The sequence below is a fragment of the Actinoplanes sp. NPDC048791 genome, assembly GCF_040650095.1.
In the GTDB taxonomy this organism is placed as follows: Bacteria; Actinomycetota; Actinomycetes; order Mycobacteriales; family Micromonosporaceae; genus Actinoplanes.
The window spans coordinates 11,976-27,189 of sequence record NZ_JBEZGQ010000015.1 but is presented as its reverse complement, the minus strand read 5'-3'; the positions used below and the strand labels follow the sequence as shown (position 1 = coordinate 27,189).

General features: G+C 70.6%; 12 protein-coding genes, 3 tRNA genes and 1 pseudogene. 10 read left to right on the top strand and 6 right to left on the bottom strand.

Translation table 11 applies throughout. The features are described from left to right. The 3 genes and pseudogenes from AB0C29_RS02950 to AB0C29_RS02940 form a co-directional block, all read left to right on the top strand. A pseudogene (locus AB0C29_RS02950) lies at positions 1-604 on the top strand (precorrin-3B synthase); the annotation flags it as partial. A gap of 1 nt (position 605) precedes the next feature. Next, a complete protein-coding gene (locus AB0C29_RS02945) occupies positions 606-1,223 on the top strand; it encodes a precorrin-8X methylmutase (protein WP_360814367.1) in 618 nt (205 codons plus the stop codon). 2 nt (positions 1,224-1,225) lie between these two features. Continuing rightward, positions 1,226-2,725: a precorrin-2 C(20)-methyltransferase gene (locus tag AB0C29_RS02940; protein ID WP_360556968.1), complete on the top strand. Its 1,500-nt coding sequence runs from the start codon at positions 1,226-1,228 to the stop codon at positions 2,723-2,725. Here AB0C29_RS02940 and AB0C29_RS02935 read toward each other — a convergent pair. From AB0C29_RS02935 to cbiE, 3 genes are read right to left on the bottom strand one after another with little or no spacing between them, the layout of a single operon-like run. After that, entirely contained in the window at positions 2,688-3,473 is a 786-nt protein-coding gene (locus AB0C29_RS02935; RefSeq protein WP_360814365.1) for a cobalt-precorrin-6A reductase, read from the bottom strand. The two genes, AB0C29_RS02940 and AB0C29_RS02935, sit on opposite strands and share 38 nt — an antisense overlap. Beyond that, entirely contained in the window at positions 3,461-4,204 is a 744-nt protein-coding gene (gene cobM, locus AB0C29_RS02930; protein ID WP_360814363.1) for a precorrin-4 C(11)-methyltransferase, read from the bottom strand. The genes AB0C29_RS02935 and cobM overlap by 13 nt, the downstream gene beginning before the upstream one ends. Next, positions 4,201-5,454, bottom strand: a complete 1,254-nt coding sequence (gene cbiE / locus AB0C29_RS02925; RefSeq protein ID WP_360814361.1) for a precorrin-6y C5,15-methyltransferase (decarboxylating) subunit CbiE — start codon at positions 5,452-5,454, stop codon at positions 4,201-4,203. Before cbiE ends, cobM begins: the two co-directional genes overlap by 4 nt. 477 nt (positions 5,455-5,931) lie before the next feature. Here cbiE and AB0C29_RS02920 point away from each other — a divergent pair, with 477 nt between their 5' ends. The 3 genes from AB0C29_RS02920 to AB0C29_RS02910 are packed head-to-tail and all read left to right on the top strand — an operon-like array spanning position 5,932 to position 8,757. Next, a complete protein-coding gene (locus AB0C29_RS02920; protein WP_360814359.1) occupies positions 5,932-7,455 on the top strand; it encodes a ferric reductase-like transmembrane domain-containing protein in 1,524 nt (507 codons plus the stop codon). A 16-nt stretch (positions 7,456-7,471) separates the two neighbouring features. Next, entirely contained in the window at positions 7,472-7,996 is a 525-nt protein-coding gene (locus tag AB0C29_RS02915; protein WP_360814357.1) for an FMN-binding protein, read from the top strand. 11 nt (positions 7,997-8,007) lie between these two features. Next, a complete protein-coding gene (locus tag AB0C29_RS02910; RefSeq protein WP_360814355.1) occupies positions 8,008-8,757 on the top strand; it encodes an FAD:protein FMN transferase in 750 nt (249 codons plus the stop codon). Positions 8,758-8,768: 11 nt separating this feature from the next. Here the strand turns inward: AB0C29_RS02910 and AB0C29_RS02905 are convergent, their stop codons facing one another. Then, positions 8,769-9,953, bottom strand: a complete 1,185-nt coding sequence (locus AB0C29_RS02905) for a GNAT family N-acetyltransferase (protein ID WP_360814353.1) — start codon at positions 9,951-9,953, stop codon at positions 8,769-8,771. A gap of 154 nt (positions 9,954-10,107) precedes the next feature. Between AB0C29_RS02905 and AB0C29_RS02900 the strand changes: the two genes are divergently transcribed. From AB0C29_RS02900 to AB0C29_RS02890, 3 genes are all read left to right on the top strand, one after another. Then, a tRNA-Gly gene (locus AB0C29_RS02900) sits at positions 10,108-10,180 on the top strand. Between the two features lie 37 nt (positions 10,181-10,217). Then, positions 10,218-10,288: transfer RNA gene (locus tag AB0C29_RS02895), tRNA-Cys, on the top strand. 14 nt (positions 10,289-10,302) lie between these two features. Continuing rightward, positions 10,303-10,377, top strand: a tRNA-Val gene (locus AB0C29_RS02890). 111 nt (positions 10,378-10,488) lie between these two features. On the opposite strand, the gene AB0C29_RS02885 is transcribed toward AB0C29_RS02890, so the two are convergent. Together AB0C29_RS02885 and AB0C29_RS02880 are read right to left on the bottom strand one after the other, a co-directional pair. Continuing rightward, a complete protein-coding gene (locus tag AB0C29_RS02885) occupies positions 10,489-10,737 on the bottom strand; it encodes a hypothetical protein (RefSeq protein ID WP_360814351.1) in 249 nt (82 codons plus the stop codon). 255 nt (positions 10,738-10,992) lie between these two features. Continuing rightward, on the bottom strand, positions 10,993-11,625 hold the full coding sequence (locus AB0C29_RS02880; protein WP_360814349.1) for a hypothetical protein: 633 nt from the start codon (positions 11,623-11,625) through the stop codon (positions 10,993-10,995). An 852-nt stretch (positions 11,626-12,477) separates the two neighbouring features. On the opposite strand from AB0C29_RS02880, the gene AB0C29_RS02875 reads away from it, so the two are divergent. Then, complete coding sequence (locus tag AB0C29_RS02875) at positions 12,478-15,090, top strand: calcium-binding protein (RefSeq protein WP_360814347.1); 2,613 nt, start codon at positions 12,478-12,480, stop codon at positions 15,088-15,090. Positions 15,091-15,214: the final 124 nt, after the last annotated feature.

Here is a 15,214-nt window from a genome sequence, read left to right as displayed (position 1 = left end):
CTGGCGGGTGCGGGAGCTGGCGGATGGACCGGCACGCGTCGCGGCGCGGACCGCCGCGGCGCTGGGCAGGACGCTCGGTGAGCCCGCGGAGCTGCCTCGGCCAGTCCTCCGGGAGCCGATCGGCGTCATCGCGCAGGCTGACGGGACCGTGGCCGTCGGGGCCCTCGTGCCGCTCGGGCGGCTCAGCGACGTACAACTGAAGGTGCTGGAGGCGGCGGAGAGCTTGATCTTCACGCCGTGGCGTGGGGTCGTCCTGCCCGGTCTGACGCCGCAGGCGGCCGGGTCCTGGCTCGCGGCCCTGGCCGGGGCCGGGCTCGAGGTGGAGGCGGGATCGCGGTGGGCCGGGGTGACCGCCTGCGCGGGCCGGCCGGGCTGCGCGAAGTCGCTGGCTGACGTGCGGGCCGACGCGGATGCCGCGACCGTCGCGGGTCAGGGACTGCCGGTGCACTGGGTCGGCTGCGCACGCGGATGCGGGAGCCCCGCCGGGCCGCATGTGCGGGTCGAGGCGACCGGGGCGGGTTACGAGGTGCGTTCGCCGTATGCGTGCGGCGTCACCTCGGTCGGTGAGGTCGGCGCGCTGGTCGGCGCCGCGAGGAAGGGCTGAGATGGAGTACGTGCGCGACGGCGCGGAGATCTACCGGCGGTCGTTCGCCACGATTCGCGCGGAGGCGGATCTGTCCGGGTTGCCGGCCGACGTGGCGCGGGTCGCCGTACGGATGATCCACGCCTGCGGGATGGTGGACCTGGCCGGCGACATCGGCTTCAGCGCCGGGGTGGTGACCGCGGCCCGCAAGGCGCTGCTCGGTGGCGCGCCGATCCTGTGTGACGCCGAGATGGTCGCGTCCGGGGTGACCCGCAAGCGCCTGCCCGCCGGCAACGAGGTCATCTGCACGTTGCGCGACCCCGCCGTGCCCGCGCTGGCGGCGCAGCTCGGCAACACCCGCAGTGCGGCGGCGCTGGACCTGTGGGGCGATCGGCTCGGCGGTGCCGTGGTGGCGATCGGCAACGCCCCGACCGCGCTGTTCCGGCTGCTGGAGATGATCGAGGCGGGTGCGCCGCGGCCGGCGGCGGTGCTGGGCATCCCGGTCGGGTTCATCGGGGCGGCCGAGTCGAAGGACGCGCTGGCCGCATCCGATCTGGAGTTTCTGGTCGTGCGCGGGCGACGCGGCGGCAGCGCGATCACGGCGGCGGCGGTCAACGCCCTCGCCTCGGAGGAGGAGTAGTCATGGCGGGCCGACTGTTCGGGGTCGGGCTGGGCCCCGGCGACCCGGAGCTGGTCACCGTCAAGGCGGCTCGGCTGATCAGCGCGGCCGGGGTGATCGCCTACCACGCGGCCCGGCACGGCCGCAGCAACGCCCGCGCGATCGCGGAGCCGTACCTGCGCGAGGGCCAGATCGAGGAACCGCTGATCTACCCGGTGACCACCGAGACGACCGACCACCCGGGCGGCTACCAGGGCGCGATCGACGAGTTCTACGCCCGGAGCGCGGAGCGGCTGGCCGCCCACCTGGACGCGGGCCGTGACGTGGTGGTGCTGGCCGAGGGAGACCCGTTCTTCTACGGCTCGTACATGCACATGCACAAGCGGCTCGCCGACCGCTACGAGACGCAGGTCGTGCCCGGCGTGACTTCGGTGAGCGCGGCCTCGGCGGTGCTGGGCCGCCCGCTGATGGAACGCGACGAGATCCTGACCGTGCTGCCCGGCACCCTGCCCCCGGCGGAGCTGGCAGCGCGGCTGGCCGCCACGGACTCGGCCGCGATCATGAAGCTGGGCCGCACCTTCACCGGCGTCCGCGAGGCGCTGGCGCAGGCGGGCCGCCTCGACGACGCCTGGTACGTGGAACGCGCGACAACCGACCGGGAACGCCACGCCCGGCTGGCCGACGTCGACCCGGACACAGTGCCGTATTTCTCCCTGGCCCTGCTGCCGAGCCCGGCCGCCGCGACGTTCGTGGCCGAGCCGGTCACGCAGGAGCAGCAGGGGCAGGTGACGGTCGTCGGGCTCGGTCCGGCGGGCCGTGACTGGCTCACCCCGGAGGCGCAGGAGGCCCTGGCGGCGGCGGACGACGTGGTCGGCTACGGCCCGTACGTGGACCGGGTGCCGCCGAACGCCCGCCAGCGCCGCCACCCGTCGGACAACCGGGTGGAGGCGGAACGCGCGGCGTTCGCGCTGGACCTGGCCAAGCGCGGCCGCAAGGTGGCAGTGGTGTCGTCCGGCGACCCGGGCGTCTTCGCGATGGCCGCGGCGGTGCTGGAGGTCAGCGAGGATCCGCAGTGGAAGGACGTCCCGGTCCGGGTGGTGCCGGGACTGACGGCGGCGCAGGCGGTGGCGAGCCGGGCCGGCGCGCCACTCGGGCACGACTTCTGCATCATGTCGCTGTCGGACCGGCTGAAGCCCTGGGACGTGATCGCGGCCCGGCTGTCCGCGGCGGCGAGCGCCGACCTGGTGATCGCGATCTACAACCCGGCGTCCAAGAGCCGCAAGGAACAGCTGGTCAGGGCCCGTGAGCTGCTGCTGCAGCACCGCCTCCCGGCGACTCCGGTGGTGGTCGGCCGGGATGTGGGCGGCCCGGAGGAGGAGATCCGCGTGACAACGCTGGGCGACCTGGACCCGGCGACGATCGACATGCGCTGCCTGCTGATCGTCGGCTCCAGCCAGACCCGGGTGACCACCCGGGGAGACGGCTCTACCCAGGTGTACACGCCACGGCACTACCCCGCCTGAGCCACTCGAGCGCGGCCTCGACGGTGGGTGCCACATTCGCGCTGGGTGGTAGTGGTGGCCGGTCGACCAGCACGACCGGAAGGCCGAGCTCGCGGGCGGCGTCGAGCTTGGCGGTGCTGCCGCCGCTGTCCTTGGTGACGAGTACGTCGACGCGGTGCTCGGTAAGGAGAGCTAGTTCGCCGATGTGGGTGAACGGGCCTCGGTCCAGCAGCACTTCGAGGCGGCTCGGTAGGGGCTCGGCGGGCGGCTCAACGGATCGGGACAGGAACCAGCAGGCGTCCACTTCCGCGAAGGCCGCGATGCTTTGACGGCCGGTGGTGAGGAAGACGCGTTCGCCCAGGTCGGGAAGCAGCTTTGCGGCGGTCGCGAGGTCGGGTACGCGGTGCCAGCGGTCCCCTGGCTGTTCGGTCCAGCCTGGGCGGCGCAGGATCAGCAGCGGCACGTCGGCCTGCGCCGAGGCGGCTACCGCGTGGGCGGTCATCGTTGCGGCGAAGGGATGGGTGGCGTCGACGACGGCAGCTATGCGTTCTTGGCGTAGGTAGTCGGTGAGGCCGTCGATGCCGCCGAAGCCGCCGATACGGACCTTGCCGGCGGGGAGCAGTGGTGAGGTGGTCCGGCCGGCGAGAGAGCTGATCACCTCCAGGTCTGGGATGGGTGCGCAGGCGGACGCCAGCTCGCGCCCCTCAGTGGTCCCGCCGAGAATGAACACCCGGGCGGGCGTTGGCGTGACTCTCGCTACGGGCGGCATCGGTCTGCGGAGTAGAGGTGACTGTCCGGGAAGGTCGAGGCGGTCAGGGCCGCGCCGACCACGATCACGGCGGTGCGTTTGATCCCGGCGGCCGCCACCTTCGCGGCGATGTCCGCCAGCGTGCCGCGCACGATCAGCTCGTCCTCCCGGCTCGCCCGCGCCACCACGGCGACCGGGCACTCCGCGCCGTAGCTGGGCACCAGCTCCGCGACCACCGCGTCGATGCGCTGGACGGCCAGGTGCAGCACCATCGTCGAGCGGCTCGCGCCCAGCGTCGCCAGGTCCTCCCCCGGCGGCATGGCGGTGGCCCGCTCGGCGGTTCGGGTCAGGATGACCGTCTGGGCGACACCCGGCACGGTGAACTCCCGGCCCAGCGACGCAGCCGCCGCCGCGAACGCCGGAACGCCCGGCGTCACGTCGTACTCGACGCCGGCCTCGTCCAGCCGGCGCATCTGCTCGGCGACCGCGCTGAACACCGAGGGGTCACCCGAGTGCAGCCGGGCCACATCATGCCCGGCCTTGGTGGCGGTGATCAGCTCACCGATGATGTCGTCCAGGGTGAGGCGGGCGGTGTCGACGAGCCGGGCGCCGGGCGGGCAGTAGGCGAGCAGTTCGGCGGGCACGAGGCTGCCGGCGTACAGGCAGACCGGCGAAGCCTCGATCAGCCGCTGGCCCCGCACCGTGATGAGGTCGGCGGCACCGGGCCCGGCGCCGATGAAATGCACCGTCACGGCTTCGTCACCGACCAGATGGTAACCGGCATCATCGCTCTCCATCCCGTGAACCCGCCGACCGGCGCCGCCCGCTGCACGGCGAGCCGGGTCAGTTCACCGCCCAGCTTCGCGTACCAGGCCGCCAGCACGGCCTCCGATTCCAGAGTCACCGCATTGGCGACCAACCGCCCACCCGAGGGCAGGGCGTCCAGGGCCGCTTCGACGACCCCGTCCCGCGTCACCCCGCCACCGATGAAAACCACGTCGGGCGCCGGCAATCCGGCCAGAGCGCCGGGCGCGCGGCCCTCGACAACCCGAAGCCTCGGTACGCCCAGAGCAGCAGCGTTGCGCACAATCCGCCCGACCCGCTCAGCGGAAGACTCGACAGCGACGGCGCGGCAGTCCCGGTGAGTTCGCATCCACTCGATCGCGATGCTCCCGGAGCCGGCGCCGACGTCCCAGAGGAGCTCGCCGGGCTGGGGGCCGAGCACGGCGAGCGTTACGGCGCGGACTTCGCGCTTGGTGAGCTGGCCGTCGCTCTCGTAGACAGCGTCGGGCAAGCCGGGCACCAGCGGCCGAGGGCCTGTCGGGTCGTTTTTTGCGGCCGTTCGCTCCGGGGGCGCGGTGCCCGCGTTGCAGACCACCGCAATCACGTTCAATGGATCGATGTCGGTCAGGTCCAGGGAGGATGCGGGGCCGGAGATCTGGCTTTCGGCCGGGGCGCCGAGCTGGGACAGGACCGTGATGCTGCTGTCGCCGTACCCCCGGGATGTGAGCAGGGCCGCCACCGCGGCCGGGGTATTCGCGCCCGCGCTGAGGATCAGGATCCTGCGGCGCGGGTGGATGAGCGGATGCAGCTCCTCGACCGGGGCGGTGACCAGGCTGAGCACGTCGACCTCCGGGAGCGGCCAGCCCAGGCGGGCCGCCGCGAGCGAGACCGAGGACGGGTGCGGGATGACTCGTACGGCGTCCGCCCCGAGCAGCCGGACCAGCGTCGCGCCGATCCCGTGGAACATCGGGTCGCCGCTGGCCAGCACCGCGATGCGCCGATCCTGGTGCGCTTCGAGCAGACCTGGCAGCGCGGGGAGCAGCGGTGACGGCCACGGCACCCGGTCACCCTCGACCTTCGATGGCAACAGGGCCAACTGCCGGGTGCTGCCGAAGATCACCTGTGCGGCGGTCAGGGCTGCGGTGGCCGTACCCGACAATCCCGGCCAGCCGTCGGCGCCGATGCCGACCACGGTGAGGCCGGCGGGTTCGTCAGTCACGTCGTGACGGTAGTCGTCGGTCACCGAGCCTCCTTCCGCCGTACCCCTGGTCGATGCCTGTCGATTGCTTCTGGCGCGCAGCGTCCGCCCCGTGACAACGCTCTGTCACATTTGACCGCGCATTAACCCGCCTCACCGCACCGAGGACGCTGATTGATCGCGCGGCCGGCGCGCCCTCGCCTCGGTCCGGCGCTACTGATCTACCTGCACATGCGTCACGATCATGCCCCTGACCGGCGGACCTCGGCCTGACTCGCCGCCGCCCACCCATGGAGCAAGATCATCCCTGGTCACGGACTTTTTCCGTTCAGGTTTGAGCCTTCACCCGCTGAACCGCGTAGTAACCCTCGACGGCCTGCCGAGACCGGACCGTCACGTCGGGCGCTGGGGGGTGGCCGATGCCGGAGGACGACTGCTGAGCGGGTGAGGTCGATGGCGCGAGCGTACGGCGATACTGCCGGCCGATCAGGGCCGACCGTGTTCCAATCCTTCGAGGACCAGCGCGAACCCGAGTACGAGCAGGCGACGTCGTTCGCGTCCACGCTGGCTCCGGAGCGTGGTTTCTGGGAGCAGCCCGACCTGAACGAGGCCGTGCCGCGCGGCGACATCATCGTCGAGGCGCCGGACGAGTCGGGTTGGCAGGGCACCGGCCCCGCGATCGTCACCGACGACCGCCCGCCCGCGGAGGCGACATCCGGTAACCGCCTGCTCACGGTGCTGTTGTTCTTCTCAGGCCTGGCCACGAGCGTCTCCCTCTGGCTCTTCGACACCCAGGCGGGGGCGATCAACGACACCGCCACCATGATGTTGGCCGTCGGCCGGATTACCGGGCTGATCGCCGGCTACCTGCTCTTCATCCAGCTGCTGATGATGAGCCGGGTGTCCTGGCTCGAGGAGTGGGTCGGCGCCCGCGACCTGCTGCGCTGGCATCGCTGGCTGGGCACGACGCTGGTCGTCGCGGTGCTCGCGCACATCGTCTTCATCGTCTACGGCTACGCGTTGACCGCCGAGTCCGGCGTCGTCGACCAGGGCTGGACGATCATCACCACGCTGCCCGAGATGATCAGCGCGACGGTGGCCACGGGCCTGCTGGTGCTGATCAGCGTGATCTCGATCCGCGCCGCGCGGACCAAGCTGCCGTACGAGCTCTGGCACTTCATCCACCTCAGCGCCTACCTGGTGCTGCTGCTCGGCTACGGCCACCAGGTCGCCACCGGCGCGGATCTGTCCGGCCGCTTCGCGTCGGTCTTCTGGCCCGGGCTCGCCGCCCTGGTCGTCGCCGCGCTGTTCTGGGGCCGGCTGGTCGAGCCGCTGTGGCTCAACGTGCGGCACCGCTTCGAGGTGGCCGAGGTCGTCGCCGAGGGCGCGAACACGTTCTCGATCTACATCGACGGCCGCAACCTTGAGAGCCTGACCGCCCAGGCGGGCCAGTTCATGCGCTGGCGCTTCCTGACCGCCAACGGCTGGTGGCAGACGCACCCGTTCTCGCTCTCCGCGGCGCCGAACTCGCAGTGGCTGCGCCTGACCGTCACCGCGGTCGGCGGGCACACCGCGAAGCTCGCAGAGATGCAGCCGGGCACGTCGATCTGGGCGGAAGGACCGTTCGGGACCTTCACCGCCCAGCGCCGGACGCGCCGCCGGGCTCTGCTCATCGCCGGCGGCAGCGGGATCGCACCGATCCGGGCCCTGCTCGAGGACATGCCGCCGGACACGATCGTGATCTACCGGGCCAGCCGCCCCGACGAGCTGGTCTTCCGGGAGGAGCTGGAGGAGCTGGCCGAGCGCCGCGACGCCTGGGTCCGCTACATCGTCGGCTCGCGCAACGACCCCGGCCCGCGCCGGCTCTTCACGGCGAACGGCCTGCTCGGGCTGGTGCCCGACGTCAACCGCCGCGATGTCTACCTGTGCGGGCCGCCCGGGCTGGTCGACGCCGCGGTGCAGACCCTGCGCGAGCTGGAAGTGCCAGACAGCCAGTTGCACCTCGACCCCTTCGAATTCTGATTCCGGGAGTTTGCTCATGCGACGCAGTACCGCAGCAGCCGTTGGGACGTTGACCGGCGCCGCCCTGATCGTCGGGGTCCGGCTCAGCGTCTCCGCGCCGGTGGTTCCCTCGGCCGCGCCGCCCGCCGTCGACCTGGCCAACTCGGGCCAGGACGCCGACCCGGAACCGGCGGGCTCGAAGAAGCCGTCGTCGAAGAAGCCGGCCGCCAAGCCCACCGAGAACGCCGACGAAGCAGACGCCTCGGGCGAAGCAGGCGGCAGCGGCCTCAAGAACGGCATCTTCAAGGGCTCGGCGGCGAAGAACCCGTACGGCACCATCCAGGTCTCGATCAAGATCTCCGGCGGCAAGATCACCGCGGCCGACGCGACGTACCCGGTCACCGGCGACAGCGCGACCATCAACCCGCCGGCGATCGCCTCGCTGAAGCAGAGCACGCTCAAGGTCCAGAGCGCCGAAGTCGACGCGGTCTCCGGCGCGACCTTCACCTCCGAGTCGTACGTGAAGTCGCTGCAGGCGGCCATCGACGAAGCGACGGCGTAGAGTCCCGCGCCATGCACCACGCCGAGCACGTCATGGGGACGGTCGTCAGCATCGACCTGGCCGACGAGCTGCCGCCGGAAAAGCTGCGCGCGATGGTCGACGACGTGTGCGGCTGGCTGCATGAGGTGGACCGGCGATTCAGCACCTACCGCGAGGACAGCGAGGTCAGCAAGCTGCGCCGGCGGGAGATCGACCCGGCGGACTGCTCGACGGACATGCGGCACGTGCTGGAGGCGTGCGCCGACCTGTGGCGCGAAACGGACGGCTACTTCGACGCCTACGCGGCGGGCCCGCTCGACCCGAGCGGCTACGTGAAGGGCTGGTCGGTGGAGATCGCCTCGGCCCGGCTGGTGGAGGCCGGCTCGGTGAACCACTGTGTGAACGCCGGTGGCGACATCCGGGCCCGAGGACGATGCGCCACGGGAGCGCCGTGGCGGGTCGGCATCCGGCACCCGTGGGAGGCGGACAAGCTCAGCTGGGTCCTGGCGGTGAGCGACCAGGCGGTGGCCACCTCCGGCACCTACGAACGCGGTGACCACGTCTTCAACCCCCGTACCGGCGGGCCGGCCCGGGGCCTGCGGTCGGTGACCGTGGTCGGACCGGACCTGGCGCTGGCGGATGCCTACGCCACCGCCGCGCTGGCGATGGGCGAGGCGGGAATCGCCTGGCTGGCGAAGCTGGCGGCGAACGGCTACGACTCCGCGCTGGTGACGGACGACGGCCGGGCATTCAGCTCCGCCGGCCTTCCCGCCGCTGTCTGACCTCATTCTGATCAGAAGTCGGCGAACAGGTACGGCATCCGCTTCGGGAACAGCGCCGCCAACGGCTCGACCGCCGACGCGTCGACCTGCCCGAAGCCCCTGGTCACGACCTCGATCGGATCGAGCACCCCGTACGCGAGGGCGGAGATGCCCGCACAGGTGACCGTCGCCTGCGGCTCGTTTTTGCTCGGCTCCACGGTGAGCTGCCCGCTCTCCCCGGTCAGCTGGTAGCGGCCCGCGATGAAGTCGTCGTCGACCACCTCGATCGTGATGGCCTGCTCGGCGGTCGTAGCGGTGCCGGTGAGCGCCTCCATCGACAACAAGCGGGCCATCGGTCCGTTCTGGCTGGGATGCTCGACCCGGCCCTGGGTGAGCACCGGGAAGTCGGTCCCCCACAGATCCGGCACCTCATCCGTGCCGACCTTGAGGATCACGCGCGCCACCTGGTCCACGTGCCGGGCGAAATACTGCAGGAGAAGCGCCCGGCCCAGCGAACCGGTGGTCAGCAGGTCGTCGGCCAGCAGCTCACCGCCGAACCGGTCGATGCGGTAGGTCACCGCCCCCACGACCTCGCCCTCGACCCGGGCGATCGCAACCCAGCGCGGATTGTCGCGGAACTCAGCGGTGCGGACCTCGTCGAACACCGAGAAGCCGTGCCGCTCCCCCAGCAGGCGCAGCGTGAGGGCGGTGTAGTCGTCGAACGCCTCCCGCATGGGCAGGCGCTCCACCTCGCCCGGCAGATCGGCTTTCAGGAGGTGAGAGAGGCCCTCAGGGGCGAAAGTGACCGTGCGCACCCGGGGCAGACCGACGAAGCCGTAGCGGCCGTAGAAGGACGGACGGAAGGGGTAGAGAGCGCTGACGGTGCAGCCCTGGTCGCGCATCTGCTGGAGCAGGCGGCCAAGAAGCGCCCGGACGAAGCCTCGACGGCGGGCGGACGGATGGGTCGCGACGGAGGCGACACCGGCCATGTCATGCAGGGTGCCGCGCACATTCTGGCGCATCGGGAAGGCCCCGACGCCGGCGAGCGACCGGCCGTCCTCCTCGGCGACAAGGCTCACGGCGGTCCGGTAGTACTGCATACGGCGGGCGTAGGTCTCCCGGTCGCCGTCGGCCCAGGGTGAGGGCATGAAGGCATACGTCTGCAGGGGAAACATGGTGTCGGTGCGCTCGTCGGCGGTGACCTGTCGGATCTGCATGAGCCCATCCAAGCGGGTACGGGGTGGCTGCGCTCGCCGGTTTCCTTACCTGTGGATAACGCCGGGGCGACGCGCCGGGGGACCCCGGTTTGGCAAGGCGGCGGGGGACCGGCTAATGTTTCATCCGTCGCCGGGGAACGCACCGGAGAGACAAGCGGACGTAGCGCAGCTGGTAGCGCATCACCTTGCCAAGGTGAGGGTCGCGGGTTCGAATCCCGTCGTCCGCTCGGAGAGGCCGCCACAGGTTACGTGCGGGGCCAGCTCGGTGGAGTGGCCGAGAGGCGAGGCAACGGCCTGCAAAGCCGTGTACACGGGTTCAAATCCCGTCTCCACCTCGGCATCTGAACGAGGGCGATTGGCGCAGCGGGAGCGCGCTTCCTTGACACGGAAGAGGTCACTGGTTCGATCCCAGTATCGCCCACCAGGTAAAGCAGCAGGTCAGAGCGGGTTTCGTCCCACCGGGACGGGACCCGATTTCTATGCCCGCACTCGCCGGGGAGAATCTGGGGAGACGATCTTGTCGTCTGGGAGAGGCTCACTCGCCGCACTCCCCCAATAGCCGATCAAGAACCGCGACCGGCGATCGCGGATTGATCGCACGCCGGCCTTCCAGCGCCGCCGTCCACAGCCCCGTCAGGCCATCGAGAAGACGCTCTATCATCCCCGAGGTGATGTGTGCGTACCGGGCCTGCACCGAGCCGTCCTCGTGGCCCATCTGATCGTCGCGGTGCTCCCAGAACCGGGCGACGACCGCGCTGTCGAGAGCATTTGCGATCTGCTCCACGATCGGGGCGCTCGGGATGACGGTGAGGGCTTCCTACACCGAACGTCACCGACGGATGAAGGTCCAGCGTGCGCCTCGCTCGGATGGCGCTATGCCTGCCTCTCGGGCCGCCGAGCAGCGTAAGCGCTGTCAGCGGCCTTTGTCTCTGTGCGGCGGTGTCCGGCCGTCACGGGCGCTCTACGGTGTTCCGTACCGAAGCCCGGTACGGCCGCCCCGACCACGCACGCCGTGAGAACCGACCGCGAGATCGGATGGTCAGGGACGGGCGCCCCAGGGTTCGCCGGAGGCGGCCCACTGCCAGATCGGGCGGGCCATCGGGATTCTGCCCTCGGCCTCCGGGTCGTCTGGGTCTTCGTCGCCGAAGAGGGCGGCACGGAGGCCGGGCGTGGCGCCGCCAGCCTCCTCGGCGAGCAGCCAGCCGGCCACGTTTCGCGTCGCGTAGCCGAGCACCGCGCGGTCCTTCGTCACCGTCCGCAGCTGGTCGTGGTCGAGGAGCCGCAGCAGACCGGGCAACTTCGGGTCGAGCTGCGCGGCGAGGGCATCGAAGATCTCGTCGGCGTGGTCCGGGGTGGGGATCTCCCAGTCGAAGGCGTCGTCGCCGGGCGGCTCGACGCGCAGTGTCCAGATGCCGTTCTCGGTCTTGGGCAGGGCGTCGTCGCGCAGGCCCAGGCGAGTACGGTCCCAGCGCAACACGGGCGCCAGGACGAGTGCGAGATTGAGGTGGAAGCGGGTCTCGTCGTCGAGGGCCTTACGTGGCTTGAGCTCCACGAGCACGGCGTCGCCAGCCGGAGACCAGCGGCGGAAGACGTACCGGTCAGCCTCGAAGCCCTGCTCGGCCAGGCGCAGGTGCAGCCGGCGGGCGAACGGGCCCAGCACAGCCCTGCTCATCGCGTCTCCATGTCCTTCGGCGGATGTGATCACGGAGACTACCCGTTAGGGTGGGCGGCGAGGGCGGGCCGCTGCAGCCCTGTGGATAACGGGCTGCACCTTGGCCGCGAGGCTCACAGCGTAGGGGAACGCTTTGGCTGGAAGGTGGCACGGGAGGGAACGTTTACCGGATGCGTCCGAAAGGAGAGCAGCGGGCGCGGCTCATCGGTACCTCTCTGCTGCTCAGCGTGGTTGCGACCGACCTGTTCCGCGTCGCCCTCCGGATGCAACGCTTCCAGACCCGAGTGTCAATGCATCCGGCTTGGCGGCGATCGAGCCGATACAGCGGGAAGCGACTGCTGCAACGGAGCTCGCACGACCAAGCCTCCGACGGCCGGAGCTTCGCCCCTGGACCCGGACGCCTCTGGGATGTCCGGCCGATTACCGCGACTCATCGCGCACCGGAGGCAACCAGACCGCGTCCGCCTGGGGTGCAGCCGGTCGCGATGGACGTGTCACGTCTGGTGGACGTCTGGCTCAACCCGATCTCCCGGGAGCCCGGCCCGATCAAGACAGCTTCTTGGGGCCGAGTGGCAGCCAGCTCGGGGCCGATATCAGGGGCTCGTCCGCCGGCCGGAGGCGATCCAGCCTTGGGACGCTGTCGCCCGAAGACGGCAAGCCAGGAACTCGTGGCCGTGCTGAGGCCTACGAGTACCGATGCCACCGCGACCTGGTGCCGGCCGAGACAAGACAGCGCCTCACCGGCGCGGTGGCCGGCCGACACCCAGCACGCTGAACACATGCGCCCACTCCACCGATAGCCCGCGGCTTTCCTCGGCCAAGTGCACGGGCACCATCGTCTACATAGTTGTATTGACTCCCATCACACTTCTTCTCGCGACCGTCACGTTGCTTTTGGTTCCGGCGATATTGACTGATCCCGCCGGATCCGCGCGGCAGATCCCGGCGACCCTGATAGGCCTGGTGATGACCACGGCCCGCAGTGTGTCCATTTACCTCAAGCTGCGACGCCTTGTCCGCGGCGGCCGACAAACACCACAGCAGCGCTTGATCCGGCGCCCCACGCGGCGGCGTTGCGACCGCTATGATGCGCCGGCGCAACAGCCATCGGCTGTCTTCACTTCGGGGGAAATCTGCATGGGCCAATCGCTTCACAGGCTGGCGGCCGGCGTCGGTGTGACCGCCGCTGCCATCGCCGCCACGTCGACCGTCAGCCTGCCCGCGCGGGCCGCTTCCACGGGCATCGCCACAGTCACCAATGCCAGAACTGTTGCGTTCGTCGCCGGCGGCGGTAAGGCCAACGGCGTGATTGTCACCCGTTCCGGGCGCACAGTCGTGATCGATGACCGTGTCGCCGTGAAGGCCGGTAAGGGTTGCAAGGCGGTCAAGGGCGACAGCACCAAGGTCAAGTGCACCACCAAACGGACGCCGACTCGTGTCACGGTGAGCCTCGGAGACAAGAACGACACCGTCGTCAACAAGAGCGGCATTGCCGTGACGGTCGCCGGCGGCGCCGGCAACGACGTCCTGTCCGGGGGTACGTCCAACGACCTCCTCGGCGGTGACGCCGGGAACGACACGCTCGACGGTGGAGCCGGCGCGGATGTCATGAACGGCGGCTCCGGGTCCGACACGGTGTCGTACGCCGGACGTGGGCAGAGGATCGTGGCGAGTCTCGACGGCAGTCGTAACGATGGAGCGGCCGGGGAGAGAGACACCATCGCTGCCGACGTGGAGAACCTCACGGGCGGCAACACGGGCGACAGGCTTACCGGCAACGCCGGTGGCAACAGGATCTCCGCCGGCCCGGGAGACGACGTCATCGTCGGTGGAGCCGGTAACGACGTGCTCGACGGTAGCGCCGGTAACGACATTCTCAGCGGCGGTCCTGGCTCGGACGTCATGAGCGGCAGTGCGGGCACCGACGCCTTGGACGGCGACACCGGTTCGGATGTCATGAGCGGCGGCGCCGGTACCGACACAGTGTCGTACGCGACGCGCACGGAAAAGGTGGTCGTTGACCTAGACGGTGCCGTCGCCGACGACGCCGAGGGTGACACCGTCCGTGCCGACGTGGAAAACCTCATCGGCGGTGCCGGGGCCGACGAACTGACCGGCAACACCGCGGCCAACATCATCACAGGCAACGGCGGTGCGGACATGATCGCCGGCGACGCCGGCAATGACACCGTGGACGGCGGTGACGGTGACGACACCCTCGACGGCGAGGCCGGCGCGGACGTCATGGCCGGCGGCGCCGGCACCGACACAGTCTCGTACGCCACGCGCATGGCAAAGGTGGTCGTGGACCTCGACGGTGCCGTCGCCGACGACGCCGAGGGTGACACGGTCCGTGCCGACGTGGAGAACCTCATCGGTGGCGCCGGGGCCGACGAACTGACCGGCAATGCCGAAGCCAACATCATCACAGGTAACGGCGGTGCCGACGTGATCGCCGGCGACGCCGGCAACGACACCCTGGACGGCGGTGACGATCACGACACCCTCGACGGCGGTTCCGGCGCAGACGTCATGGCCGGCGGCGCCGGCATCGACTGGGTCACCTACGCCGCACGCACCGAGCCGATCGTGGCGGACCTCGCGGGCGACGCCGCACCCGACGGTGCAGCTGGTGAAGGGGACGCGATCGGTCCCGATGTCGAACGTCTGCGCACCGGCGCGGGTGCCGACACTCTCACCGGTGGCGAGGGTCCCGACTCCTTCGACACCGGCGCCGGCGACGACGTGATCCGCGGCGGCGGGGGTGACGACTCAGTTCATTCCGGACTCGGGGACGACATCGTTCACGGTGGCCCCGGCATTGACTACGTCGACGCCTCCGGCGGTAACGACGTGGTCGACGGTGACGCGGGCAACGACAACATCAACGGGCAGTCCGGCGACGACCTGATCAACGGGGGCGACGGCGACGATGCCCTCAGCGGCGACTCGGGGGCCGACATCATCTACGGCGGCGCCGGCAGCGACCGCGTCTCCTACGCCGAAAAACGGACGCCGGTGACGGTCGATCTGGACGGCAGCGCGGGCGACGACGGTACGGTCGGCGAGGGTGACACCGTCGGTGCCGACGTCGAGCGCCTCCTGGGCGGAAACGGCGCGGACACCCTCACCGGTAACGACGCCGACAACCGGATCTACGGCAGCTTCGGCCCGGACACCATCCACGGCGGAATCGGCAACGACGAGCTCCACGGCGGCACCGGCAACGACACCCTTCTGGGCCAGAACGGCAGCGATCAGCTTTTCGGCGAGGACGGCGACGACTACCTGCTCGGTGAGCCGGGCGCCGGGCCGCCTGTCGCGGGCGAGACGCCGGGAAGCGACAGCGAGACAGACACCGTCGACGGCGGCCGCAACGTGACTACTGCCCCCGGCGACAGCTGCTACGTGCGCGCGGCCGGCACCGCAGCCCGCTGCGAAACAACACTGACCGCGACGCCGTAGGCGCCTGAGTTCACGCGAAGCCGCGGCACCGACGCCGCGGCTTCGCTTGTGTCAGACAGGGGACGTCCACCCCCCGAAAGCCGGTTGGACACCGCCCAGACCTGTCAGTCCGGGTAGCCCTGAA